Origin of the sequence: Enterobacter cloacae complex sp. IR5412, from assembly GCF_049237385.1 — a bacterium.
Taxonomy (GTDB): Bacteria; Pseudomonadota; Gammaproteobacteria; order Enterobacterales; family Enterobacteriaceae; genus Enterobacter; species Enterobacter intestinihominis.
Window position 1 is genome coordinate 155,586 of record NZ_JBMKHQ010000006.1, and the last position, 22,493, is coordinate 178,078.

General features: G+C 60.9%; 22 protein-coding genes. 9 read left to right on the forward strand and 13 right to left on the reverse strand.

Translation table 11 applies throughout. The features are described from left to right. Positions 1-57 precede the first annotated feature (57 nt). On the forward strand, positions 58-1,506 hold the full coding sequence (norV, locus tag ACOTX2_RS13185) for an anaerobic nitric oxide reductase flavorubredoxin (RefSeq protein ID WP_022649152.1): 1,449 nt from the start codon (positions 58-60) through the stop codon (positions 1,504-1,506). Next, positions 1,503-2,636: an NADH:flavorubredoxin reductase NorW gene (gene norW / locus ACOTX2_RS13190; RefSeq protein ID WP_063147463.1), complete on the forward strand. Its 1,134-nt coding sequence runs from the start codon at positions 1,503-1,505 to the stop codon at positions 2,634-2,636. The genes norV and norW overlap by 4 nt, the downstream gene beginning before the upstream one ends. A 113-nt stretch (positions 2,637-2,749) precedes the next feature. On the opposite strand, the gene ACOTX2_RS13195 is transcribed toward norW, so the two are convergent. The 4 genes from ACOTX2_RS13195 to ACOTX2_RS13210 form a co-directional block, all read right to left on the reverse strand. Beyond that, complete coding sequence (locus tag ACOTX2_RS13195; RefSeq protein ID WP_063843668.1) at positions 2,750-3,772, reverse strand: HoxN/HupN/NixA family nickel/cobalt transporter; 1,023 nt, start codon at positions 3,770-3,772, stop codon at positions 2,750-2,752. A gap of 1 nt (position 3,773) precedes the next feature. After that, positions 3,774-5,990, reverse strand: coding sequence for a carbamoyltransferase HypF (gene hypF / locus ACOTX2_RS13200; RefSeq protein ID WP_063147461.1), 2,217 nt, complete (start codon positions 5,988-5,990; stop codon positions 3,774-3,776). A gap of 6 nt (positions 5,991-5,996) precedes the next feature. Then, positions 5,997-6,542 carry an electron transport protein HydN gene (hydN, locus tag ACOTX2_RS13205; RefSeq protein WP_017382793.1) on the reverse strand — a complete coding sequence of 182 codons (546 nt, stop codon included), beginning with the start codon at positions 6,540-6,542 and terminating at the stop codon, positions 5,997-5,999. A 133-nt stretch (positions 6,543-6,675) separates the two neighbouring features. Then, entirely contained in the window at positions 6,676-7,689 is a 1,014-nt protein-coding gene (locus ACOTX2_RS13210; RefSeq protein WP_063147460.1) for a LacI family DNA-binding transcriptional regulator, read from the reverse strand. Positions 7,690-7,903: 214 nt separating this feature from the next. Between ACOTX2_RS13210 and ascF the strand changes: the two genes are divergently transcribed. Both ascF and ACOTX2_RS13220 read left to right on the forward strand, forming a co-directional pair. Continuing rightward, on the forward strand, positions 7,904-9,355 hold the full coding sequence (ascF, locus tag ACOTX2_RS13215) for a PTS cellobiose/arbutin/salicin transporter subunit IIBC (RefSeq protein ID WP_022649157.1): 1,452 nt from the start codon (positions 7,904-7,906) through the stop codon (positions 9,353-9,355). Positions 9,356-9,373: 18 nt separating this feature from the next. After that, positions 9,374-10,798: a 6-phospho-beta-glucosidase gene (locus tag ACOTX2_RS13220; RefSeq protein ID WP_023298466.1), complete on the forward strand. Its 1,425-nt coding sequence runs from the start codon at positions 9,374-9,376 to the stop codon at positions 10,796-10,798. A gap of 59 nt (positions 10,799-10,857) precedes the next feature. Here the strand turns inward: ACOTX2_RS13220 and hycI are convergent, their stop codons facing one another. The 9 genes from hycI to hycA all read right to left on the reverse strand — a co-directional run bounded on the left by hycI (position 10,858) and on the right by hycA (position 18,669). Beyond that, positions 10,858-11,343 (reverse strand): hydrogenase maturation peptidase HycI, encoded by a 486-nt coding sequence (gene hycI, locus ACOTX2_RS13225; RefSeq protein WP_022649159.1) that lies wholly within the window; start codon positions 11,341-11,343, stop codon positions 10,858-10,860. Continuing rightward, positions 11,336-11,746: a formate hydrogenlyase maturation HycH family protein gene (locus ACOTX2_RS13230; protein WP_063147459.1), complete on the reverse strand. Its 411-nt coding sequence runs from the start codon at positions 11,744-11,746 to the stop codon at positions 11,336-11,338. Before ACOTX2_RS13230 ends, hycI begins: the two co-directional genes overlap by 8 nt. Then, entirely contained in the window at positions 11,743-12,510 is a 768-nt protein-coding gene (locus ACOTX2_RS13235; RefSeq protein WP_022649161.1) for an NADH-quinone oxidoreductase subunit B family protein, read from the reverse strand. The genes ACOTX2_RS13230 and ACOTX2_RS13235 overlap by 4 nt, the downstream gene beginning before the upstream one ends. After that, positions 12,510-13,052 (reverse strand): formate hydrogenlyase complex iron-sulfur subunit, encoded by a 543-nt coding sequence (locus tag ACOTX2_RS13240; protein ID WP_003862138.1) that lies wholly within the window; start codon positions 13,050-13,052, stop codon positions 12,510-12,512. The genes ACOTX2_RS13235 and ACOTX2_RS13240 overlap by 1 nt, the downstream gene beginning before the upstream one ends. Positions 13,053-13,061: 9 nt before the next feature. Beyond that, positions 13,062-14,771, reverse strand: coding sequence for a formate hydrogenlyase subunit HycE (gene hycE / locus ACOTX2_RS13245; protein WP_421625922.1), 1,710 nt, complete (start codon positions 14,769-14,771; stop codon positions 13,062-13,064). 15 nt (positions 14,772-14,786) lie between these two features. Beyond that, positions 14,787-15,710, reverse strand: a complete 924-nt coding sequence (locus ACOTX2_RS13250; RefSeq protein ID WP_022649164.1) for a respiratory chain complex I subunit 1 family protein — start codon at positions 15,708-15,710, stop codon at positions 14,787-14,789. A gap of 1 nt (position 15,711) precedes the next feature. After that, a complete protein-coding gene (gene hycC / locus ACOTX2_RS13255; protein WP_063147458.1) occupies positions 15,712-17,526 on the reverse strand; it encodes a formate hydrogenlyase subunit 3 in 1,815 nt (604 codons plus the stop codon). Next, positions 17,523-18,131, reverse strand: coding sequence for a 4Fe-4S dicluster domain-containing protein (locus ACOTX2_RS13260; RefSeq protein WP_022649166.1), 609 nt, complete (start codon positions 18,129-18,131; stop codon positions 17,523-17,525). Before ACOTX2_RS13260 ends, hycC begins: the two co-directional genes overlap by 4 nt. A gap of 73 nt (positions 18,132-18,204) precedes the next feature. Beyond that, positions 18,205-18,669 (reverse strand): formate hydrogenlyase regulator HycA, encoded by a 465-nt coding sequence (gene hycA / locus ACOTX2_RS13265; protein ID WP_022649167.1) that lies wholly within the window; start codon positions 18,667-18,669, stop codon positions 18,205-18,207. A gap of 210 nt (positions 18,670-18,879) precedes the next feature. Here hycA and hypA point away from each other — a divergent pair, with 210 nt between their 5' ends. Genes hypA through hypE form a run of 5 tightly spaced genes read left to right on the forward strand, consistent with a single transcriptional unit; the run spans position 18,880 to position 22,492 of the window. After that, positions 18,880-19,230 carry a hydrogenase maturation nickel metallochaperone HypA gene (gene hypA / locus ACOTX2_RS13270; protein ID WP_022649168.1) on the forward strand — a complete coding sequence of 117 codons (351 nt, stop codon included), beginning with the start codon at positions 18,880-18,882 and terminating at the stop codon, positions 19,228-19,230. A gap of 3 nt (positions 19,231-19,233) precedes the next feature. Next, positions 19,234-20,097 (forward strand): hydrogenase nickel incorporation protein HypB, encoded by an 864-nt coding sequence (gene hypB / locus ACOTX2_RS13275; protein WP_023298470.1) that lies wholly within the window; start codon positions 19,234-19,236, stop codon positions 20,095-20,097. Beyond that, on the forward strand, positions 20,088-20,360 hold the full coding sequence (locus tag ACOTX2_RS13280) for a HypC/HybG/HupF family hydrogenase formation chaperone (protein WP_063147457.1): 273 nt from the start codon (positions 20,088-20,090) through the stop codon (positions 20,358-20,360). The genes hypB and ACOTX2_RS13280 overlap by 10 nt, the downstream gene beginning before the upstream one ends. Before the next feature lie 3 nt (positions 20,361-20,363). Next, positions 20,364-21,485 (forward strand): hydrogenase formation protein HypD, encoded by a 1,122-nt coding sequence (hypD, locus tag ACOTX2_RS13285; RefSeq protein WP_063147456.1) that lies wholly within the window; start codon positions 20,364-20,366, stop codon positions 21,483-21,485. Next, positions 21,482-22,492 carry a hydrogenase expression/formation protein HypE gene (hypE, locus tag ACOTX2_RS13290; protein ID WP_063147455.1) on the forward strand — a complete coding sequence of 337 codons (1,011 nt, stop codon included), beginning with the start codon at positions 21,482-21,484 and terminating at the stop codon, positions 22,490-22,492. The genes hypD and hypE overlap by 4 nt, the downstream gene beginning before the upstream one ends. Position 22,493 lies beyond the last annotated feature (1 nt).

Here is a 22,493-nt window from a genome sequence, read left to right on the forward strand (position 1 = left end):
CAACTTGATATATGACAGTCATCTTATTTGAAAACGCCGTATTAAGTTGAGGTTGCTATGTCTATTCTGGTTAAAAATAACATTCATTGGGTGGGTCAACGTGACTGGGAAGTACGTGATTTTCACGGGACGGAATACAAAACGCTGCGCGGCAGCAGCTACAACAGCTACCTCATTCGCGAAGGTAAAAACGTCCTGATCGATACCGTCGATCACAAATTCAGCCGCGAGTTCGTGCAGAACCTGCGCAGCGAAATCGATTTGAATGACATCGACTACATCATCATCAACCACGCGGAAGAGGATCACGCCGGGGCGCTGACCGAGCTGATGTCCCACATTCCGGATACCCCGATCTACTGCACCACCAATGCCATTGACTCCATCAACGGCCACCACCACCATCCAGAGTGGAACTTCCACACTGTAAAAACCGGCGACACGCTGGATATCGGCAACGGCAAACAGCTGATCTTCGTGGAAACCCCAATGCTGCACTGGCCGGACAGCATGATGACCTACATGACCGGTGACGCGGTGCTGTTCAGCAACGACGCCTTCGGCCAGCACTACTGCGACGAACGTCTGTTCAACGACGAAGTGGATCAGACCGAGCTGTTCGAACAGTGCCAGCGCTATTACGCCAACATCCTGACGCCGTTCAGCCGTCTGGTCACGCCAAAAATCACCGAGATCCTCGGCTTCAACCTGCCGGTGGATATGATTGCCACCTCCCACGGCGTGGTATGGCGTGAAAATCCAACCCAGATCGTCGAGCTGTACCTGAAGTGGGCGGCGGACTATCAGGAAGACCGCATCACCATCTTCTACGACACCATGTCCAACAACACCCGCATGATGGCGGACGCCATTGCCCAGGGCATCAACGAAGTGGACCCGAACGTGGCAGTGAAAATCTTCAACGTGGCGCGCAGCGATAAGAATGAGGTATTGACCAACGTCTTCCGCTCCAAAGGCGTGCTGGTGGGTACCTCCACCATGAATAACGTGATGATGCCGAAAATTGCCGGACTGGTGGAAGAGATGACCGGCCTGCGCTTCCGTAACAAACGCGCCAGCGCCTTTGGTTCACACGGCTGGAGCGGCGGCGCGGTAGACCGTCTCTCCACCCGTTTACAGGATGCCGGTTTTGAGATGTCCCTGAGCCTGAAGGCGAAATGGCGTCCGGATCTCGACGCGCTGGAAATCTGTCGCCAGCACGGTCGCGACATTGCCCGCCAGTGGGCGCTTGCGCCGCTGCCGGAAACCGCACCCGCCGCGGCTGCTGCGCCGGAAGCCGTAGCAGAAGCCGCTCCTGCCGCTGCCGACCTCGGCCCCTGCATGCAGTGCAGCGTCTGCCAGTGGATTTACGATCCCGAGCTGGGCGAGCCGTTGCAGGATGTCGCGCCGGGTACACCGTGGAGCGAGGTGCCGGACAACTTCCTCTGCCCGGAATGTTCCCTCGGAAAAGACGTCTTTGATGAACTGGCAACGGAGGCAAAATGAGCCACGGCATCGTCATTATCGGCTCGGGCTTTGCCGCCCGCCAGCTGGTGAAAAATATCCGCAAACAGGATGCTAACGTGCCGTTGACGGTGATCGCCGCCGACAGCATGGATGAGTACAACAAGCCTGATTTAAGCCACGTCATTAGCCAAAATCAGCGCGCCGACGATCTCACCCGCCAGACGGCGGGGGAGTTTGCAGAACAATTTAATCTGCGTCTGTTTCCGTACACCTGGGTCACCGATATCGACGCCGACGCCCACGTGGTGAACGCGAAAGATAAAACCTGGCAGTACGACAAGCTGGTGCTGGCGACGGGGGCATCTGCGTTTGTGCCGCCGGTTGAGGGCCGCGAGTTGATGGTCACGCTCAACAGTCAGCAGGAGTATCAGGCCAGCGAGACCCTGTTACGCGACGCCATGCGGGTGATGATTGTCGGCGGCGGGCTGATTGGCACCGAGCTGGCGATGGACTTCTGCCGGGCGGGAAAATCCGTCACCCTGGTTGACCACGCGGCCAGCATTCTGTCAGCGCTGATGCCGGCAGAAGTAAGCAGTCGCTTACAGCATCGTCTGACCGACATGGGCGTGCATCTGCTGCTGAAATCGCAGTTGCAGAGCCTGAGCAAAACCGAAACCGGCATTTGTGCGACGCTCGACCGCACCCGCAGGGTGGAAGTGGATGTGGTTATTGCGGCGACGGGGCTGCGCCCGGAAACCGCGCTGGCGCACCGCGCAGGCGCAGAGATCAATCGCGGCGTGAAGGTAGACAGCTACCTGCAAACCACCCAGCCGGACATTTATGCCCTGGGCGACTGCGCGGAAATTAACGGCCAGGTGCTGCCGTTCCTGCAACCGATTCAGTTGAGCGCCATGTTCCTGGCGAAAAACCTGCTCGGCGGCAACGCCCCGGTGAGATTACCCGCCATGCTGGTGAAGGTAAAAACGCCGGAACTACCGCTGCATCTCGCAGGTGAAACGCAGCGTCAGGATCTGAACTGGGAGATTGTCCTTTCGCCTCAGGGCATGGTGGCGCGCGGCACCGATACTGACGGACAGATGCGCGCCTTTGTCGTCAGCGAAGACAGAATGAAGGAGGCCTTCGCGCTGTTGAAATCGTTACCTGCTTAACCCTCGTCATGCCGGGTGGCGCTCCGCTTACCCGGCCTACTTAACACCATAACGGTAAACCTTGTAGGCCCGCGCAAGCGTAGCGCCGCCGGGCAAAAACAGGGCTGCGTGGTTCAGGACCGCACCACCAGCGCGTCATAACCGCGCCAGCGGTAGTTCGCCATTGAGATCAGCCAGCAGGCGACAAACAGCCCGACCACCACAAACCCGGCGTCGCCCAGGTTATCGTTCACCGCACCAATCAGATCCCACACGCCGCCGCTGAGGGCGAACTTGTCCATCAGCAGACCCAGCGCTTCCAGCCCGCCGATAAACAGCGCCACCACCACCGAAGTGCCGGTGATGGTCATGTTGTAGTACAGCTTGCGCTGCGGCTTGTTGAATGCCCAGCCGTAGGCACCCACCATAAGCAGGTTATCGAGCGTATCCACCAGCGCCATGCCGCTGGCGAAGAGCGCCGGGAAGATCATGATCGACCACACCGACATCCCGCTGGAGGCGCTGGCGGCGGAGATCCCCAGCACGCCGATTTCGGTGGCAGTGTCAAAGCCGAGGCCAAACAGGAAGCCCACCAGATACATCTGCCAGCTCCTGTTGACGAGGCGGAAGGTTTTGCCGAACAGCCAGTTCATGATGCCACCCTGGGCAGGCAGCGTGATGTCGCCCTGCACGGGCCTGCCGTGTTTCAGTGCCTGAAAACTGCGCCAGACGCCGCGCAGGATCACCATATTCACCAGCGCCATCGCCAGCAGGAAGGTGGCGGAGACGGCGGTGCCAATCAGGCTGCCGGTTTCGTGGAACCATTCCATATTTTTCTGAAACGCCGTGGCGGTGGCGGCGATGGCAATGGAGGCCAGCACCACGATGGTGGAGTGTCCGAGGGAAAACCATGCGCCCACGCCGGACGGGCGCTTACCCTGCTGCATCATCTTACGCGTCACGGTATCAATCGCGGCGATATGGTCGGCATCCACCGCATGACGCAGTCCGTAACACCAGGCCAGCAGGCTGGCCGCCATCAGCGCCGTACTGCCGCTAAAGGTGTGCCACGCCAGCCCCCAGGCCAGCAGGTTAGCCATCACCAGAGCCAGCAGCAGGCACGCTGCACGAGGTTCATTGCGTAAAAGTCGTAACATTTTAAATCCTTTGTGAACATGATCGGGCGGCAGCAACCACCGCCTGCCCGAAGGAGATCGCTCCGTCGCCTGCGGGCAGGCGCGAAGGAAAAAGAAGCGTGAAATCAGAAAGGTAATGACGAAAGCGCGCGCGTAGCAGGCGGTTGTGAAGGACACCTCCGCTGAAGCACACCGTAGAGAGCGACCGTCGGCGGGCATGCGTTGCCGCCAGTTCGCTCAGCCCTTTTGCCAGCGCATCGTGAAAGGCCCAGGCGCGCTCGCCGGGCTCCGCCCGCCAGGCCAGCCACTGCTGCCAGAACAGCGCAAGGTTATCCGTCTTGAGCGTCACCGGATGATCAACCCCTGCACAGCGTTCGGCCAGCGCCTCCAGCCGGCACGCGGCTTCGCCCTCATAGCGTTGCGTTTCAATGCCCAGCGCACAGGCCACGGCGTCGAACAGACGACCACAGGAGGAGGCCCTCGGCGCATTGATACCGCGCGACACCGCCGTTGCCAGCAGCGGCCAGTTTTGACGCTGTACCGCCTCTGTTTCCGGGTACTGCTGCCAGTCAGGTACGAACGCCAGACAGTGGGCGAGCAAATTGCGCCACGGCTGTTTTGCCGCCAGATCGCCCCCCGGCAGCGCAACGGCTGGCAGACCGCCCAGCCGTTCGCAGTCGCGATAGTTCACCCGCAGGCACTCGCCGCCCCACAGCGCGCCGTTCTCGCCCATGCCGATCCCGTCCAGCGTCAGGGCAATAACATCCCCGCCGTCGAGCGGCCAGCCATTCTCCGCCAGACACGCTGCTGCATGCGCATGATGATGCAGCACGGTCTCAACGGGCAGCGTCTGCGCCCGGGCCCACTGTCGGGCGTGATATCCCGGATGGGCATCGCACACCACGCGCTCTGGCTGGAAGGCGTAGATGTCCTGCATCGTCGAGAGCGCACTGCGCCACTGCGCCTCTACGCCCTCGTCGCTCAGATCGCCAAAATGCTGGCTCAGCACCGCCTGGTTGCCACGTACCAGGCAGAAGGTATTTTTCATCTCCGCGCCGGTGCATAACATGGGCGGGATGTCGCGGAATCCGGCGGGCAATGTGATGGCATCCGGCACAAAACCGCGTGCGCGACGCAGCATCGTGCCCTCCCGGTCCATTACTGAATCATCCATCCGTTGCAGGATGTCGCGGTCGTGCAGCAGGAAGCCGTCAGCGACGTCACTGAGTTCTTCCAGCGCCTGCTGGTTGCTTATGGCGGGTGGATGGCCGCTGAGGTTGCCGGAGGTCATCACCAGCGGGCGCTGGCAGTCCAACATCAGCAAATGCTGGAGCGGGTTCGCAGGCAACATCACGCCAATTGTATTCAGCCCCGGCGAAATCTCCTCAGGAAACGCAGGAAGGCAGGCTTTTGGCGTCAGCACAATCGGCGCAGCGGGTGAACGTAACAGCGTCTGGATGGCCTCCGGCAGATCGTTCGCATGCGGGATCATCACTGCCAGCGGCTTGGTCGGGCGCTGCTTGCGTGCCCGCAATTTCCGAATCGCCTGTGGGTTAAGCGCGTCGCAGACCAGGTGAAATCCGCCCAGCCCTTTGACCGCCACAATCCCGCCGTTTTTCAATCTCTCCACCGCCGCGCTTAACGCCGATTCGCGGGTGGTGGCAGCATCCCCGGCTTGCCACTCCAGCTGCGGCCCGCAGTCCGGGCAGGCCACCGGCTGGGCGTGAAAACGCCGGTCAGCCGGGTTGCGGTACTCCGTTTCACAGGGCACACAGAGCGGGAAAGGCGCCATTGACGTGGCCGGGCGGTCATAGGGCATGGCGCGGATAATGGTAAACCGCGGCCCGCAGTGGGTGCAGTTGATAAACGGGTAGCGATAACGGCGCTCGCGCGGATCGCGCATCTCCGCCAGGCATGCGGGACAGGTGGCGGCATCCGGGACGATTTGCGTGTCCATCGCCCCGCTCTCGCTGTGGCGGATGACAAACTCGTCCGGCAGCGTATTCCAGCTGTACGGCTGCGTTTCAACGCGATCGATGCGCGCCAGCGGTGGGCAGTCCTGGCGCAGTCTCGCGGTAAAGTCACCCCCACTACCCGCGAGACGCACCAGGACACCCTCTCCGTCGTTGCACACGTCGCCCGCCAGCCCCAGCTGGTGTGCAAGCTGCCAGACGAAGGGACGAAATCCTACCCCCTGCACCTTGCCGCGCACCCGAAACTGTACGCCGTTAACGCGCATTGCAGCTTAAAACAGCAGCGATGACGAGGTGTCGAACGCCGCACGGCGGCGTTTTTCGGCACTCATCTGTTCGAGCTTATCGCGATCGACGCAGACCAGCGCATGCGTCGGACAGGCTTCCATACACGCCGGACCGGCGTCGCGGTGGTAGCAGAGGTCACATTTATTGGCTTCGGCTTTCTCCGCGCGCACGCTCAGCCCGATACCGCTGTTGCGCACCACCGGGCGAACGACCACCTCCATCGCGCCATACGGACACGCCACCACACAGGTTTTGCACCCGATGCAGCGCTCCTGCATCACATGCACGAAGCCTTTCTCGCGCTTAATCGCCCCGTTCGGACAGACGTTGGCGCACGGCGCGTCTTCGCACTGGCGACAGATAGCGGCGGTGGAAATATTCACGCCTTTAATGACGTGGATGCGCGGCAGGAAGGTGTCGGGGGTCAGGGAGGCGCAATCCTGCTCCGCCTGATGGGACACCACGCACGCCACTTCACAGGTACGGCAACCAATGCATTTGCTGGCATCGGCCATAATAAAACGGTTCATCTGCTTCTCCGGCATAACTGTTATGCGCGAAGCTATTCATAAACCGTGCCAATATTTAATACATTGATTTTAAAGAGAAATAAAAAAGAAGAGGATCTGTCATCGTCATTTGTGACGATGACAGATGTCGACGTCAGCGATGCGGGCCGTCAATGACGGAGCCGCGCAGGATAAGCTCGCCGGAAAAAGTTTGCTGAGGCTTAAACTCACCGCCGTCGAGCATGAAGATCAGGCGGCTGATGGTCTCCTGGATCATCTCCGTTACCGGAATACGCACGCTGGAGAGGGACGGCACGATATAGGGCGCGATTGCCACGTCGTCAAAGCCGATGACGGACACCGCGCCCGGCGTGGCGACGCCGCTCTCGTGCAACTGCCTGATGGCGCCAATCGCCATATCGTCGTTACTCGCCACCAGGGCGGTAAACGTCTCGCCGCGGGTGAGCAGCTGAGAGACCGCCGCCGCGCCGCTGGCCGGGCTCCACTTCCCTTCGGCGATCAGCGCGTCACGCAGGGCAATGCCGTGCTGCGCCAGCGCGTCCTTGTAGCCGGAAAGACGCTCCACGCCGGTGGGGGAATCCAGCGAACCGGTGATAAACGCAATCTCCCGGTGGCCTTTCTCAATCAGCTGCGATACTGCGTCCTGACACGACGCTTTATGATCGGACCAGACGCTGTGGCTGCTGTTTTTCCGCAAACGGCGGTTGAGCACCATAATCGGCTGCTCGCATTTCTCAATAATTTCGTCCAGCGCTTCCACGCTCAGGAAACGCGGGTAGATGATTACCGCGTCGCAGCGCATGTCGAGCAGGTACTGGATCGCCTCGCGCTCCTCTTCGGCGCTGTGCTTGCCGTCCGCCAGGATCAGCTGACGCCCCTTCTCTTCCGTCATCCGCGCGGCGTTAAACAGCAGCTCGCTAAAGTAGACCCCATGGTACAGGGTGTTTGTCACCACCAGCCCCAGGGTCTGGGTGCGTTTGGTCGCCAGGTTTCGCGCCAGCAGATTGGGGCGATACCCGCTCTCTTCGATGGCCTGAAACACGCGGTCTTTCGTCTCCTGGCTGACGTAACCGTTCCCCGACAGCACCCGGGAGACCGTCGCTTTCGACACGCCTGCCCGCTTCGCCACTTCCAGCATCGTGGTCATAGTGTTATTCCATTCAAATCTGATGAGCCGCAGTGTACTTCACCGCAGAAAAATTGTCGCAGCGGCGTTATCACGCTTTTTACGGCCACGAGTGATCGTCATCACGAAACGAAAAAATGCATAAAAAGTGGTCTTGTTTCATTAAAAGAAACTCATGATGATTATGTGAAACCGGTTTCCTACACTTCTCACAACGATAACAGGATCACATCCGATGGCAAAAAATTACGCTGCGCTGGCAAATGACGTGGTTAGCGCGCTGGGCGGTAAAGAGAACATCGTCGCCGTCACCCACTGCATGACGCGCCTGCGCTTCGTTCTGAAAGACGAAAGCCTTACCGACGCCGCGCGTCTGAAAAGCATCAGCGGCGTGCTCGGCGTGGTGCGCAACGACAATCAGTGCCAGGTGATCATCGGCAACACCGTGTCCCAGGCATACCGTGAAGTGGTGAGCCTGCTGCCCGCCAACCTGCAACCTGCCGTAGCGGAAGGTCCACAGAAGCTTACGCTGCGCCGGATTGGCGCCGGGATCCTCGACGCGCTGATCGGCACCATGTCTCCGCTGATCCCGGCGATCATCGGCGGGTCGATGGTCAAGCTGCTGGCGATGATCCTTGAGATGACCGGCGTGCTGGGCAAAGGTGACCCGACGCTGACGATCCTGACCGTTATCGGCGATGGCGCGTTCTTCTTCCTGCCGCTGATGGTGGCGGCTTCCGCAGCGGTGAAGTTCAAAACCAACATGTCCCTGGCGATAGCCATTGCGGGCGTACTGGTTCACCCGAGCTTTATCGAGCTGATGGCGAAAGCGGCGCAGGGCGAGCATGTAGAATTTGCCTTAATTCCGGTGACGGCGGTGAAATACACCTATACCGTTATCCCGGCCCTGGTGATGACCTGGTGCCTGTCGTATATCGAACGCTGGGTGGATCGCATCACCCCGGCGGTGACCAAAAACTTCCTCAAGCCGATGCTGATCGTGCTGATTGCCGCCCCGCTCGCCATCGTACTGATTGGCCCGCTCGGGATCTGGATCGGTAGCGCCATCTCCGCGCTGGTCTACACCATTCACGGCTATCTGGGCTGGCTCTCCGTTGCCATTATGGGCGCGCTGTGGCCGCTGCTGGTGATGACCGGGATGCACCGCGTGTTTACGCCGACCATCATCCAGACCATTGCCGAAACGGGCAAAGAAGGGATGGTGATGCCGTCGGAAATCGGCGCCAACCTGTCGCTCGGCGGTTCGTCGCTGGCGGTGGCGTGGAAAACGAAAAACCCGGAGCTGCGCCAGACGGCGCTGGCGGCGGCGGCCTCCGCCATCATGGCGGGGATCTCTGAACCGGCGCTGTACGGCGTGGCGGTACGCCTGAAGCGTCCGCTGATTGCGAGCCTGATCAGCGGCTTTATCTGCGGCGCGGTGGCCGGCATGGCCGGTCTCGCCAGCCACTCCATGGCGGCGCCGGGGCTGTTCACCAGCGTGCAGTTCTTCGACCCGGCCAACCCGATGACCATCGTCTGGGTGTTTGGTGTGATGGGTCTGGCGGTGGTGCTGTCGTTCGTGCTGACCCTGCTGTTAGGGTTTGAAGATATCCCGGTAGAAGACGAAGCCGAAAAAGCACGCGCCCTGCAAACCGCACCGGTACAGAACAAAGCAGCAGAAGCATAAACTGAAAGCGAGGTAAGAATGTCTGTTTTTCCACAAGGATTTTTATGGGGCGGCGCGCTTGCCGCCAACCAGAGTGAAGGGGCTTACCGTGAAGGCGGCAAAGGACTGACAACGGTCGATATGATCCCCCACGGCGCAAACCGTCTGGCGGTAAAAGTCGGCAAGGAAAAACGGTTTTCGTTGCGTGACGACGAATTTTACCCGAGCCACGAGGCGATTGATTTTTACCATCGTTACAAAGAAGACATTGCCCTGATGGCGGAGATGGGCTTTACGGTGTTCCGCACCTCGATTGCCTGGAGCCGCCTCTACCCGAACGGCGACGAACCGTTGCCAAATCAGGAGGGCATTGCCTTCTACCGCGCGGTGTTCGAGGAGTGCAAAAAGTACAACATCGAGCCGCTGGTGACGCTCTGCCATTTCGACGTGCCGATGCACCTGGTGACGGAGTACGGCTCCTGGCGCAACCGTAAGATGGTGGATTTCTTCGCCCGCTACGCCCGCACCTGCTTCGAGGCGTTTAACGGGCTGGTGAAATACTGGCTGACCTTCAACGAAATCAACATTATGCTGCACAGCCCGTTCTCCGGCGCGGGGCTGGTGTTTGAGGAAGGGGAAAACGAAGACCAGGTGAAATACCAGGCCGCGCACCACGAGCTGGTGGCGAGCGCGCTGGCGACCAAAATCGCCCACGAGGTGAACCCGGAAAACCAGGTCGGCTGCATGCTGGCGGGCGGCAATTTTTACCCCTACTCGTGCAAGCCGGAAGACGTGTGGATGGCACTGGAGAAAGATCGCGAGAACCTGTTCTTTATCGACGTGCAGGCGCGCGGCAGCTATCCGGCCTACTCCGCCCGCGTGTTCCGCGAGAAAGGGGTGGTGATTGTGAAAGACCCCGGCGACGACGACCTGCTGAAAAACACCGTCGACTTTGTCTCGTTCAGTTATTACGCCTCGCGCTGCGCGTCGGCGGATATGAACGCGGGCAACACCAGCGCGGCGAACATCGTGAAGTCCCTGCGCAACCCGCATATTCAGGTGAGCGAGTGGGGCTGGGGCATCGACCCGCTCGGGCTGCGCATCACCATGAACATGATGTATGACCGCTACCAGAAGCCGCTGTTCCTGGTGGAAAACGGCCTCGGGGCGAAGGACGTCATTGATGAAAACGGCGAGATCAACGACGACTACCGCATCAGCTACCTGCGCGAGCATATCCGTGCGATGGGTGACGCGATTGAGGACGGCGTCCCGCTGATGGGCTACACCACCTGGGGCTGCATTGACCTGGTCTCGGCCTCAACAGGCGAGATGAGCAAGCGCTATGGATTTGTCTACGTCGACCGCGACGACGCCGGGAACGGCACGCTGGACCGCAAGCGCAAGAAATCGTTCTGGTGGTATAAGAAGGTGATTGCGAGTAACGGGGCGGATCTGGCGTAGCCTGTTTTGCCGGGTGGCGGCGTTGCCTTACCCGGCCTACAAACTGCTCGATGCGGTTTTCACCCTCTCCCCTCTGGGGAGAGGGCCGGGGTGAGGGGCTGAAAACCCCCGTCCCCAACCCACCCGGCAAGCCGTGAATACACCACGTCCACCGCCTCTTTCACCGGCGGCGTCATCGGATAATAAAACCCGACGATGTCCGGCTGAATGCCCAGAAACAGCACCTCACCCACGTCGTCTTTAATCTGATCCACCAGGTAGTTCAGCGGCATGTTGTGGGTGGTCATCATAAACATCTCGGCGATGTCGTCCGGGTCAATCAGGCGGATCTCGCCGGGGTTGAGCCCCATATCGGTGGCATCGACGATTAACAACCTGTCCGGGCGCAGCTCGCGAATGGCCACCACGTCGTTTTCCGGCGCGCTGCCGCCGTCAATCACCACCCAGTTGCCCGGCGGGTTCGCGGCGCACATCTCCGCCAGCAGCGGGCCCGCGCCGTCGTCGCCCATCATGCTGTTGCCGACACACAGTAAAACGTCAGTCACGTAATCTCCTCACCATCAGGTAGATGGCGCTCTCCTGATGAATATCGTGCAGCATGCCGAGCAGCGTTTTGCTCCACGCCTGCTGCGCCGGGGTTTGTACGCTCAGCGCCGCGTCAAAGGCGTTGGCGAGCATCGCAATGTGGTTGGCGTCGATAACGATCTCACCGTACTTCGGCACGCCCTCCATTTTGCGCCGCGCCGTGCTGCCCTCCTCCAGCGTGGCGATCCACGCCAGGTACTCGGACCACGGGCAGCTTAGCGCCGTTTCAAGGCAGTCGATCACCCCGAGGTGGTGCCCAATCGCCAGGCTGTAATAGACCACCTGCTGCGCCGCATCCGGCGTGGCATCGTTCTCATCAATAAACTTACGGCTCAGCTGGCTGAACACCACCGTTTCACTCATCGGATACGCGCCTCATCCACAATACTGTTCAGGTTTGCCACGATCTCATTGAGACGCGGATCGTTTTCCGCCTCCAGCCAGCGCGCCACCTGATGGTCGCCCTGGCTCAGCAGGCGCAGATAATCGTCGGCAATCTGACGGCCATAGCGGTAACCCGCCAGCCTGCGCGCCGTGCGGTCGATCTTCACACGCAGCGGCTGCACCATATCCGGGTGCAGGAGAGTGGCTGGCTGGTTGTCCAGCTCGCCCGGCTCGCGGGCGTGGATCTTCTGCTCCAGCAGGCCGAGCGCCATGGCAAAACCGTACAGCGTGGCGGCGGGCGTCGGCGGGCAGCCCGGAATGTAAACGTCCACCGGCACGATTTTGTCGGTGCCGCCCCAGACGCAGTAAAGATCGTGGAAGATGCCGCCGCTGTTGCCGCAGGCGCCGTAGGAGATGCAGATTTTCGGATCCGGCGCAGACTGCCAGGCGCGCAGCGCAGGCGAGCGCATCGCGCGGGTGACCGCGCCGGTGAACAGCAGGATATCCGCGTGGCGCGGGGACGGCACCACTTTGATGCCGAAGCGTTCGGCGTCAAACAGCGGCGACAGGGTGGCGAAGATTTCGATCTCACAGCCGTTGCAGCCGCCGCAGTCCACGCGATAGACGTAGGCCGAGCGTTTGATTTTTTTCAGCAGCGACGCCTTCATGCTGGCGATGGACTCCTCCACCGTCAGCGGTACCGGAATGCCGTTAGCGTCGCGCGGGCCGAGTAAGTTTTCCATCAGCTGGCCTCTCTCATATGACGGGTTAAATCGATGCGGTCAGACGGCAGCAGGCATTTCTGACGTTTGCACTCCGGGCAGGTTTCGAAGCTTTCACGGTGATGCTCCGCACGCACGTCGCCGTTGTGCTTCAGCAGCGCGATGGCGTAGTCGATCTCTTTTTGCACGGCGAACGGACGCTTGCAGACGCGGCAGTTGCACAGCGCAAAGCGCGACTGCTGGAGGAAATCCTCTTTTTTCCACACCGCCAGCTCGTACTCCTGAGACAGGCGAATGGCTACCGTCGGGCAGACCTCCTCGCAGCGGCCGCAGAAGATGCAGCGCCCGAGGTTAAACTGCCAGGCCAGCTCGCCGGTTTTCAGGTCCGTTTCCACCGTTAAGGCATTCGACGGGCAGGCGTTGACGCAGGCCGCGCAGCCGATGCACTGCTGCGGGTTGTGCTCCGGCTTGCCGCGAAAGTTTTTATCCACCGGGATCGGCTCCAGCGGATAACTGCTGGTCTGCGCGCCGGTTTTGATCACTTTTTTGATAAAGGTAAACATCACGAGTCCTTATTTCAGCGGCGAGTTCTTACGCTCGATGCTGTAGCGCTCAAGCTCTTTGTACGGCACCACCTGGCTTTTCTTCTTGCGCACGTCCACGACGGTCATGCGGTCGGTGCAGGAGTAGCACGGATCGAGGCTGCCGATGATCAGCGGCGCGTCAGAGACGGTGTTACCGCGCAGCATGTAGCGCAGGGTTGGCCAGTTGGCGTAGGTCGCCGCACGGCAGCGCCAGCGGTAGAGCTTCTGGTTGTCGCCGGTCATGCTCCAGTGAATGTCATCCCCGCGCGGCGCTTCGGCGAATCCGAGGGCAAAGCGGTTTGGAATGTAGGTGAAGCCTTCCACCATCAGCGGGCCGCCCGGCAGGTTATCAAGGCCGTAGTCGATCATGTTCAGCGCGGTAAACACCTCGTTGATGCGCACCTTCAGGCGGGAGATGACGTCGCAGCCCTGCTCGCTGTGCACGGTCATCGGCAGCAGGCCGTAGCCGACGAACGGGTGATCGGCGCGGGTGTCGCGGGCGTGGCCGCTGGCGCGCACCATCGGGCCGACGTTGCTGAAGTCGCGGGCGATTTCAGGGTCAAGACGACCAATCCCGACGGTGCGCTGCTCGATGTTTGGCGTGCTGAGCAGCATGTCCACCAGCTCCTGCACGTCGCGGCGCATCTGCTGCGCCAGCTGGCGGGTCTGGATCATGTCGTCTTTCAGCAGGTCGCGGCGGATCCCGCCGATCAGGTTCAGGCCGTAGGTTTTACGCGCCCCGGTGAGGATCTCCGCCATCTTCATTGATGCCTCACGCACGCGGGAGAACTGCATAAACCCGGAGTCAAAGCCGACGAAGTGGCAGGCCAGGCCGAGGTTCAGCAGGTGTGAGTGCAGGCGTTCCACCTCCAGCAGAATGGCGCGGATCATCTGCGCGCGTTCCGGCACCACGATCCCCATGCCGTTCTCCACCGAGGTGGTGTAGGCGGTGCTGTGGGCAAAGCCGCAGATGCCGCACACGCGGTCAGAAAGAAACGTGACTTCGTTGTAGCCCATGCGGGTCTCCGCCAGCTTCTCCATGCCGCGGTGGACGTAGAACAGGCGGTAGTCGGCGTCGATAATGTTTTCGCCGTCGACGAACAGGCGGAAGTGGCCCGGTTCGTCGGAGGTGACGTGCAGCGGGCCGATCGGCACCACATTATTCTTCTTGCTGCCCAGCTCGTTGATGAACTCGTAGGTTTCGCTGTCGGTTGTCGGGGCCGGACGCTGGCGGTAGTCCATGCTGTCCTTGCGCAGCGGATAGAGTTCATCCGGCCAGTCGTCCGGCAGCACCAGACGACGCTCGTCAGGCAGACCAACCGGCACCAGGCCGTACATGTCGCGCACTTCGCGCTCGCCCCAGACGGCGGCGGGTACGCGCGGCGTGACGGACGGGTACTCCGGCTTGTTCGGGTCAACTTCGACGCGCACGGTGAGCCAGCACTTCTCGCCCTGCTCCATCGACATCACGTAGTACACCGCATAGTTGCCGCACAGCTGACGCTCGTCGTTGCCGAACAGCACCGACAGCCAGCCGCCCTGCTGGTAGTAAAGAAACTCCACCACTTCCGGCAGGTAGTTCACCTTAATGGTGACGGTTACCTGGTCTTTGGTTTGCCATGACTCCTCCAGCACCACGCCCGGGAAAGCCTGATGCAACGCGGCGAGATACTGCTGACCTTTCTTTTCTTCAGACATAAACACTCTCTTTAATCACGCCACCAGCAAGGAGACGAACGCTAAAAATGCAAAACCAAAACCAGCCCAGGTAATGCGTGACGTTTCGACAAAACGCAGGCGCGCCATGCTGTTTTCAAACAGTGCAATCACCAGCACGCCGATAAGCAGCTTGAGCGCAGCCACCACAACGGCCAGCAGCAGGCCGCCCGCAGAGAAGTGCGTCATCTGCCCCCACGGGAAGAAAACGCCGACGAACATCTGCAACACCACCAGCTGCTTGAGGCTGATGCCCCACTTCAGCACCGCAAAGCCGTAGCCGCTGTACTCGGTGAGTGGCCCCTCCTGCAATTCCTGCTCCGCTTCCGCGAGATCGAACGGCAGCTTGCCCATCTCGATAAAGGTGGCGAACGCGCAGGCGCAGAGCGCCAGCACCAGCGGGAGCGAACGTGAAACCGGCCAGTGGTAAACGGTGTCGGTGATGAAACTGATGTGGGTCGAGCCAGCAACCTGCGCGGCGACCCACAGCCCCAGCAGCAGAATTGGCTCAACCAGCACGCCGAGCATCGCCTCGCGACTGGCGCCGATACCCGTAAACGGGCTGCCGGTGTCCAGGCCCGCAATCGCAAAGAAGAAACGCGCGATGGCGAAGAGGTAGATCAGCGTAATCAGATCGCCAAGCACGGGCAGCGGCGAGCCCACCGTCACTACCGGCAGCGCGGTGGCGATGGTCAGCATCACGCCGACCATCACGAACGGCGTCAGGCGGAACACCCAACCTGAGGCATCCGGCGCGACGCTCTGACGGGAGAGCAGCTTGAAGAGATCGCGGTACTCCTGGAGCACGCCAGGCCCGCGACGGTTGTGTAGCCGGGCGCGCGCCACGCGCGTGATGCCCGACAGCAGCGGCGCGGCGGCAAACAGCACCAGCGCCTGAAGTATTGCCAGTAACAAACTCATGTCAGGCTCCTCGTGAAATGACAATCACCACCAGCACCGCCAGCTCGATCAGCGCCAGGCGGCGGAACAGCACGGGCACGGCGGCGCTCTGCCAGCCCGGCACCCAGCCCACCGGGTTCAGCCAGTGGCGCAGCTTCAGCACGGCGGCGAAGTTCTCCTTCACCGGCATGGCGAAACCGTGGGCGGTGATGACCATCGACTGCTCGTGTTCGTAGCCGCAGGCCCACGCCGCGCCGCGCGAGCGGGAGGCGAGACGGTCGCGTCTGAAGAACAGCATCAGCACGAACGGCAGGAGCGGCGCGGCAATCAGCAGCAGCGCCATCATCGGCTGGGACACGACGGTATGCGCCGTAGCCAGCGGCAGCGGAATGGCGTGGCCCAGAAGCGGCAGCAGCCACGGCGCGGCAACCCCACCTGCGATACAGCACAGCGCCAGCGCGACCACGCTGGTGGCCATCAGCACCGGGGCGCAACAGGCGTTTTCCGCTTCGCGGGTGCGCGGCGCGCCCAGGAAGGTGACGCCGTAAACCTTCGCCATACACATCACCGCCAGCGCCCCGGTAATCGCCAGCCCAACCGCCAGCAGCGGGCCGAGCAGCCGCGCGATAAACGCGTCGCTCTGGCCGAGCGCGAAGAAGGATTGATAGATCACCCACTCCCCGGCAAAGCCGTTCAGCGGCGGAAGCGCGGCCATCGCCATCAGCCCGACCAGCATCGCCAGCGAAATGACGGGCATTTTTTTGCCAATCCCGCCGAGCTTTTCAATATCGCGGTGCCCGGTGCGAAACCAGACGCTGCCCGCGCCGAGGAACAGGGTGCTTTTAAACAGGCTGTGGTTGATAAGGTGATACAGACCGCCAATAAACCCGGCGGCAATCAGCGCCGGCTGGTTGAGCGCCAGCCCGCTGACACCCGCGCCCATGCCGAGCAGGATGATGCCGATATTCTCCAGGGTGTGGTACGCCAGCAGGCGCTGGATGTTATGCTCCATCAGGGCGTAAAGCCCGCCGACAAATGCGGTGATCATCCCGGCAATCAGCAGCGCCACGCCCCACCACAGCGGCGGCTGGCCGCCCGTCAGGGTTATCGTCAGGATGCCGAACAGACCGACCTTCATCACCACGGTGGAGAACAGCGCGGCAGCCGGGGCCGAGGCATTGGCATGCGCCTGCGGCACCCAGCCGTGCAGCGGGATAATCCCGGCCAGCAGGCCAAAACCGATTACGCCCAACAGCCAGACGTCATTCCCCAGCGGCTGGCCGTTAAGCACGGCAAAGTCCAGCGTGCCGAAACGCTGCCACACCAGCCAGCAGGCCAGCGCCAGCAGCAGCGTGCCGAGTCGTCCGAGCGCAAACCACAGCTTGCCGGAGGCGCTGCATCCGGTCAGGAACACGCCGCACAGGGCCATGATTTCAGCCATCACCACCAGCGCGCCGAGGTTGCTGGCGACAACAGTGCAGACCGCGGCGGCCATCAACAGGTTGACCAGCAGGCCGTTGGCGTTGGTGTGCTGATGGCGGTGCCAGTCGATATTAAACAGGCTGATAAACAGCCCACACAGACCAAAGGTGACCAGCCAGATGGCATTTAGCGGCGTAAGCTCAACGGCGTGGTGAATCAGCGGGATGAGGGTGTCGACGGATTGGCCGTCGATCAGGACAACGCCGCCCGCCGCCAGCGTCATCAGGCTGCCGACCGCCCCGCCGATACCGGCGATCCAGCCGCTCAGCGTTTTATGGAAGGAGAGAAGCAGCGCCAGGACAGCGGCGGCGGCAAACCAGGCCACGCCGCTGGTCATCATAACTATCGCGTTCATTTCGCCCCCTCGTTAAGCGCCCGCAGCAGCGAAAGATCGCCGACGTCAGTATTGATGGTCAGCTCGCGCTTGCGTTTGCTGGTGCGGGCGATGTCGCGAATATTAACCAGAATTAACGCTTTGGTCGGACAGGTGCGCACGCAGGCCGGACCTTGTTCATCGAAGCTGCACAGGTCGCACTTCACCGCGACGGCACGAATGCCCGGCACCCAGTCGAGCAGCGTGCTCACGCGTGCCGGAGCCGGTGGCGCAGGCGGCGCTTTCGGGGTGTTGGCATTCGCCGGAATATGCAGCGGACGGCTGCCGGAAAACTCAATGGCGCCAAACGGACAGGCGATGCCGCACAGCTTGCAACTCACGCACAGGCTTTCGTTCAGCTGTACCGCGCCGTCAACGCGGGTGATGGCATTGACGGGACAGACGCCCGCGCATGGCGCGTCTTCACAGTGGTGACAGAGCTGCGGGGCAGACTCTTTCTCATTACGCATGACGCGCAGGCGCGGCATGGACTGTAGCCCGTGCAGGCGGTGCGTTTCCGAGCACGCCGCCTCACAGGTTCGACAGCCAATACAGACCGTCGAGTCAGCAATTACAAAACGGTTCACCGGGTCATCCTCTGGTGATGGTCATTTTTGACGAAAAAAAACTGTCTTATCGACACTTCTCGACACTCGCTTTTCAGGCCACGTTCGCGGAGGATTTTCCGTCGATCAGCTGTTTCAGGTTGATCGGCTGATCGTGCTCAACGGCAGCGTAGAGGCCGTTATAAACCGGCGCGATTTTCTCCAGATAGTGCTCCAGCACCTGCTGGCGATCGCGGGTGCTGACGTGACCGTCCACCATGCCGTCGGCCATCAGTTGGGCTTTCGCAATACACTGTTTTTCACCCTCTTTTGTCTCAACGTAATACTCAATGGTGTGGCTGTTGAAGCTCTCTGCCAGGGTGACAAAAATCGTGAAGTGACCAAACAACACAAAGCGCATATCCCCCTGCGCCGCGCAGCTCATGGCATGGTGCAGACGGGCTTTTGACAGGGTGATCCCCTGAATCAGAGAGTTGCAGTAGAGGTGCCACTGATCCTGAAGCTGCTGATGACGTTGCGCGATGTAATCCGCTTTTTCGCTAATTTCCCAAATAGTCATAAAAGGTATCCGGTTAATGGAGTTAGCGGCTGTTAAGCAGATTTCGTGCCAGTTTTTAATTTATTGATTTAAATGGATTTTAAAGAGATGCGCACTGTCACCGCTGCGGTGTCGACGTGTCATTTCGACAGCGTTGACATCGTCACGCCGTAACGCAAATCAAGCTGGCACTGTTATTGCATTAAAGGGGCAATTCATTAAGGAGGCGTCATGCACGAAATCACCCTCTGCCAGCGGGCACTGGAACTTATCGAACAGCAGGCTGTGCAGAACCATGCGAAGCGCGTGACCGGCGTCTGGCTGAAGGTCGGGGCGTTTTCCTGCGTCGAGACCAGCGCCCTCACCTTCTGTTTTGAGCTGGTGTGCCGCGGCACGCTGGCGGAGGGTTGCGCACTGCATATCGAGGAGCAGCAGGCGGAGTGCTGGTGCGAGCAGTGTCAGCAGTACGTCACGCTGCTGTCATCGAAGGTACAGCGCTGTCCGCAGTGCCAGAGCAGCGGGCTGCGCATCGTGGCGGATGACGGTATGCAGATCCAACGCCTCGAAATCGAGAAGGAGTAATGTATGTGTAGTACCTGCGGTTGCGCTGAAGGCAACCTGTATATAGAAGGGGATGAACACCGCCCCCACTCCGCGTTTCGCTCCGCGCCCTTTTCCCCTGCCCCACGTCCCGCGGCGGCACTGACCGGCATCACCTTTGCGCCGCAGCGTTCAGACGCGGGCGACCTGCATTACGGCCACGGCGAAGCAGGCACCCACGCGCCGGGCATCAGCCAGCGCGAGATGCTGGAGGTGGAGATTAACGTGCTGGACAAAAATAACCAGCTCGCCGCCCGCAATCGCGCCCGCTTCGCCGCCCGTCAACAGCTGGTACTGAACCTGGTCTCCAGCCCCGGCTCCGGTAAAACCACCCTGCTGACCGAAACCCTCAAACGACTGAATAAACGTGTCTCCTGCGCCGTTATCGAAGGCGATCAGCAAACGGTAAACGACGCGGCGCGCATCCGCGAAACCGGTACGCCCGCGATTCAGGTCAACACCGGCAAGGGCTGCCACCTGGATGCGCAGATGATTGCCGACGCCGCCCCGCGCCTGCCGCTGGCGAACAACGGCATCCTGTTTATTGAAAACGTCGGCAACCTGGTCTGCCCGGCAAGCTTCGACCTCGGCGAGCGGCATAAAGTGGCGGTGCTCTCCGTGACCGAAGGGGAAGACAAGCCGCTGAAGTATCCACATATGTTTGCCGCCGCCTCCCTCATGCTGCTGAACAAAGTCGACCTGCTGCCGTACCTGAATTTCGACGTGGATAAGTGCCTGGCTTACGCCCGGGAAGTGAACCCGGACATTGAGATCCTGCTGGTTTCCGCCACGCGCGGCGACGGGATGGATGCCTGGCTGAACTGGCTGGAGAGCGAACGATGTGCATAGGCGTCCCCGGACAAATTCATTCGATCGACGGCAATCAGGCCAAAGTGGAGGTCTGCGGCATCCTGCGCGATGTCGATCTGACGCTGGTGGGCAGCCACGATGAGACCGGCGCATCGCGTCTCGGCCAGTGGGTGCTGGTCCACGTGGGGTTTGCCATGAGCGTGATTAATGAGGTAGAAGCACGCGACACGCTGGACGCGCTACAGAATATGTTCGACGTTGAGCCGGACGTGGGTGCCCTGCTGTATGGTGAGGAACGATAACACATGCGTTACGTTGATGAATATCGCGCGCCTGAGCAGGTGTTGCAGCTTATCGATCGCCTGAAAACCCGCGCGTCCCTGCTGGACTACACGAAAGAAAAACCGCTGCGGATCATGGAGGTGTGCGGCGGACACACCCACGCCATCTTTAAATTTGGCCTCGACCAGCTGCTGCCGGAGAACATCGAATTTATCCACGGCCCCGGCTGCCCGGTGTGCGTGCTGCCCATGGGGCGCATCGACAGCTGTCTCGACATCGCCAGCCGCCCCGGTGTGATTTTTTGCACCTTTGGCGACGCCATGCGCGTACCGGGAAAAAATGGCTCGCTGCTCCAGGCGAAGGCGCGCGGCGCGGACGTGCGGATCGTCTACTCACCGATGGATGCCCTGACGCTGGCGATGGCTAATCCTGAGCGTAAGGTGGTCTTTTTCGGGCTGGGTTTTGAAACCACCATGCCCGCCACCGCTATCACTCTCCAGCAGGCGAAAGCCCGCAACGCCATTAACTTTTACTTTTTCTGCCAGCACATCACGCTTATTCCCACGCTGCGTAGCCTGCTTGAAGCGCCGGACAACGGCATCGACGCCTTCCTGGCACCAGGACACGTCAGCATGGTGATCGGCACAGAAGCCTACGGTTTTATCGCTGAACAGTACAATCGTCCGTTAGTGGTGGCTGGTTTCGAGCCACTTGATCTACTGCAAGGCGTGACCATGCTGGTTGAGCAGAAAATAGCGGCCCTGAGTGTGGTGGAAAATCAGTATCGCCGCGTGGTGCCCGATGCAGGTAACAGACGGGCACAGCAGGCGATAGCCGACGTGTTTAGCGTCGAAGGCGACAGCGAGTGGCGCGGACTGGGGCTGATTGCCGAATCCGGCGTACACCTGACGCCCGCGTATCGCGCCTTCGACGCCGAAGCGCATTTCCGCCCGCAGCCGCAGAAGGTGTGCGACGATCCCCGCGCCCGCTGTGGCGACGTACTCACCGGCAAATGCAAACCTCATCACTGCCCGTTATTTGGCAACGCCTGTAACCCGCAAACCGCGTTTGGCGCGCTGATGGTCTCTTCCGAAGGGGCATGCGCCGCGTGGTACCACTATCGCAACCAGGAGTGTGAAGCATGAACACGGTGGAAATGGCGCACGGAAGCGGTGGACAGGCGATGCAGCAGTTGATTAACAGGCTGTTCATGGAAGCCTTTAACAACCCCTGGCTCGCCGAGCAGGAAGATCAGGCGCGTATTGACCTCGCGGCCCTGACCGCCCACGGCGACAGGCTGGCGTTCTCTACCGACAGCTACGTGATTGACCCGCTGTTCTTCCCGGGCGGCGATATCGGCAAGCTCGCCGTCTGCGGCACGGCAAACGACGTGGCCGTCAGCGGCGCGATCCCCCGCTACCTCTCCTGCGGGTTTATCCTCGAAGAAGGGTTACCCATGGAGACGCTCACGGCGGTGGTCAACAGCATGGCGCACACCGCCCGCGAGGCGGGGATCGCCATCGTGACCGGGGATACCAAGGTGGTGCAGCGCGGCGCGGCGGATAAGCTCTTCATTAACACCGCCGGAATGGGGGCGATCCCCGCCGACATTCACTGGGGCGCGCAGCAGCTTTGCGCAGGCGACGTGCTGATTGTCAGCGGCACGCTGGGCTGCCACGGGGCAACCATCCTGAACCTGCGCGAAGGCTTAGGGCTGAATGGCGAACTGCACAGTGACTGCGCGGTACTCACGCCGCTGATCCAGACGCTGCGCGACATGCCGGGTGTAAAAGCCCTGCGCGACGCCACGCGAGGCGGCGTGAATGCCGTCGTACACGAATTTGCCGCAAGCAGCGGCTGCGGAATTGAACTGACCGAGCGCGGCCTGCCCGTTAAGCCTGCTGTACGCGGGCTGTGCGAGCTATTAGGGCTAGACCCGCTTAACTTTGCCAACGAAGGCAAGCTGGTGATCGGCGTGGAACGCACGGCGGCGGAAGCCGTACTTGAACAACTGCGCGCACATCCCTTAGGGAAAGACGCGGCCATCATCGGCGACGTGGTTGAGCGCAAAGGGGTGCGCCTGACCGGGCTTTACGGCGTGAAGCGCACGCTGGATCTGCCGCACGCTGAACCGTTACCCCGAATTTGCTAGA

Coding starts and splice junctions, on each gene's coding strand:
- norV (WP_022649152.1), top strand. CDS start 58: ATGTCTATTCTGGTTAAAAATAACATTCATTGGGTGGGTCAACGTGAC.
- norW (WP_063147463.1), top strand. CDS start 1,503: ATGAGCCACGGCATCGTCATTATCGGCTCGGGCTTTGCCGCCCGCCAG.
- ACOTX2_RS13195 (WP_063843668.1), bottom strand. CDS start 3,772: ATGTTACGACTTTTACGCAATGAACCTCGTGCAGCGTGCCTGCTGCTG.
- hypF (WP_063147461.1), bottom strand. CDS start 5,990: ATGCGCGTTAACGGCGTACAGTTTCGGGTGCGCGGCAAGGTGCAGGGG.
- hydN (WP_017382793.1), bottom strand. CDS start 6,542: ATGAACCGTTTTATTATGGCCGATGCCAGCAAATGCATTGGTTGCCGT.
- ACOTX2_RS13210 (WP_063147460.1), bottom strand. CDS start 7,689: ATGACCACGATGCTGGAAGTGGCGAAGCGGGCAGGCGTGTCGAAAGCG.
- ascF (WP_022649157.1), top strand. CDS start 7,904: ATGGCAAAAAATTACGCTGCGCTGGCAAATGACGTGGTTAGCGCGCTG.
- ACOTX2_RS13220 (WP_023298466.1), top strand. CDS start 9,374: ATGTCTGTTTTTCCACAAGGATTTTTATGGGGCGGCGCGCTTGCCGCC.
- ACOTX2_RS13230 (WP_063147459.1), bottom strand. CDS start 11,746: ATGAGTGAAACGGTGGTGTTCAGCCAGCTGAGCCGTAAGTTTATTGAT.
- ACOTX2_RS13235 (WP_022649161.1), bottom strand. CDS start 12,510: ATGGAAAACTTACTCGGCCCGCGCGACGCTAACGGCATTCCGGTACCG.
- ACOTX2_RS13240 (WP_003862138.1), bottom strand. CDS start 13,052: ATGTTTACCTTTATCAAAAAAGTGATCAAAACCGGCGCGCAGACCAGC.
- hycE (WP_421625922.1), bottom strand. CDS start 14,771: ATGTCTGAAGAAAAGAAAGGTCAGCAGTATCTCGCCGCGTTGCATCAG.
- ACOTX2_RS13250 (WP_022649164.1), bottom strand. CDS start 15,710: ATGAGTTTGTTACTGGCAATACTTCAGGCGCTGGTGCTGTTTGCCGCC.
- hycC (WP_063147458.1), bottom strand. CDS start 17,526: ATGAACGCGATAGTTATGATGACCAGCGGCGTGGCCTGGTTTGCCGCC.
- hycA (WP_022649167.1), bottom strand. CDS start 18,669: ATGACTATTTGGGAAATTAGCGAAAAAGCGGATTACATCGCGCAACGT.
- hypA (WP_022649168.1), top strand. CDS start 18,880: ATGCACGAAATCACCCTCTGCCAGCGGGCACTGGAACTTATCGAACAG.
- hypB (WP_023298470.1), top strand. CDS start 19,234: ATGTGTAGTACCTGCGGTTGCGCTGAAGGCAACCTGTATATAGAAGGG.
- ACOTX2_RS13280 (WP_063147457.1), top strand. CDS start 20,088: ATGTGCATAGGCGTCCCCGGACAAATTCATTCGATCGACGGCAATCAG.
- hypD (WP_063147456.1), top strand. CDS start 20,364: ATGCGTTACGTTGATGAATATCGCGCGCCTGAGCAGGTGTTGCAGCTT.
- hypE (WP_063147455.1), top strand. CDS start 21,482: ATGAACACGGTGGAAATGGCGCACGGAAGCGGTGGACAGGCGATGCAG.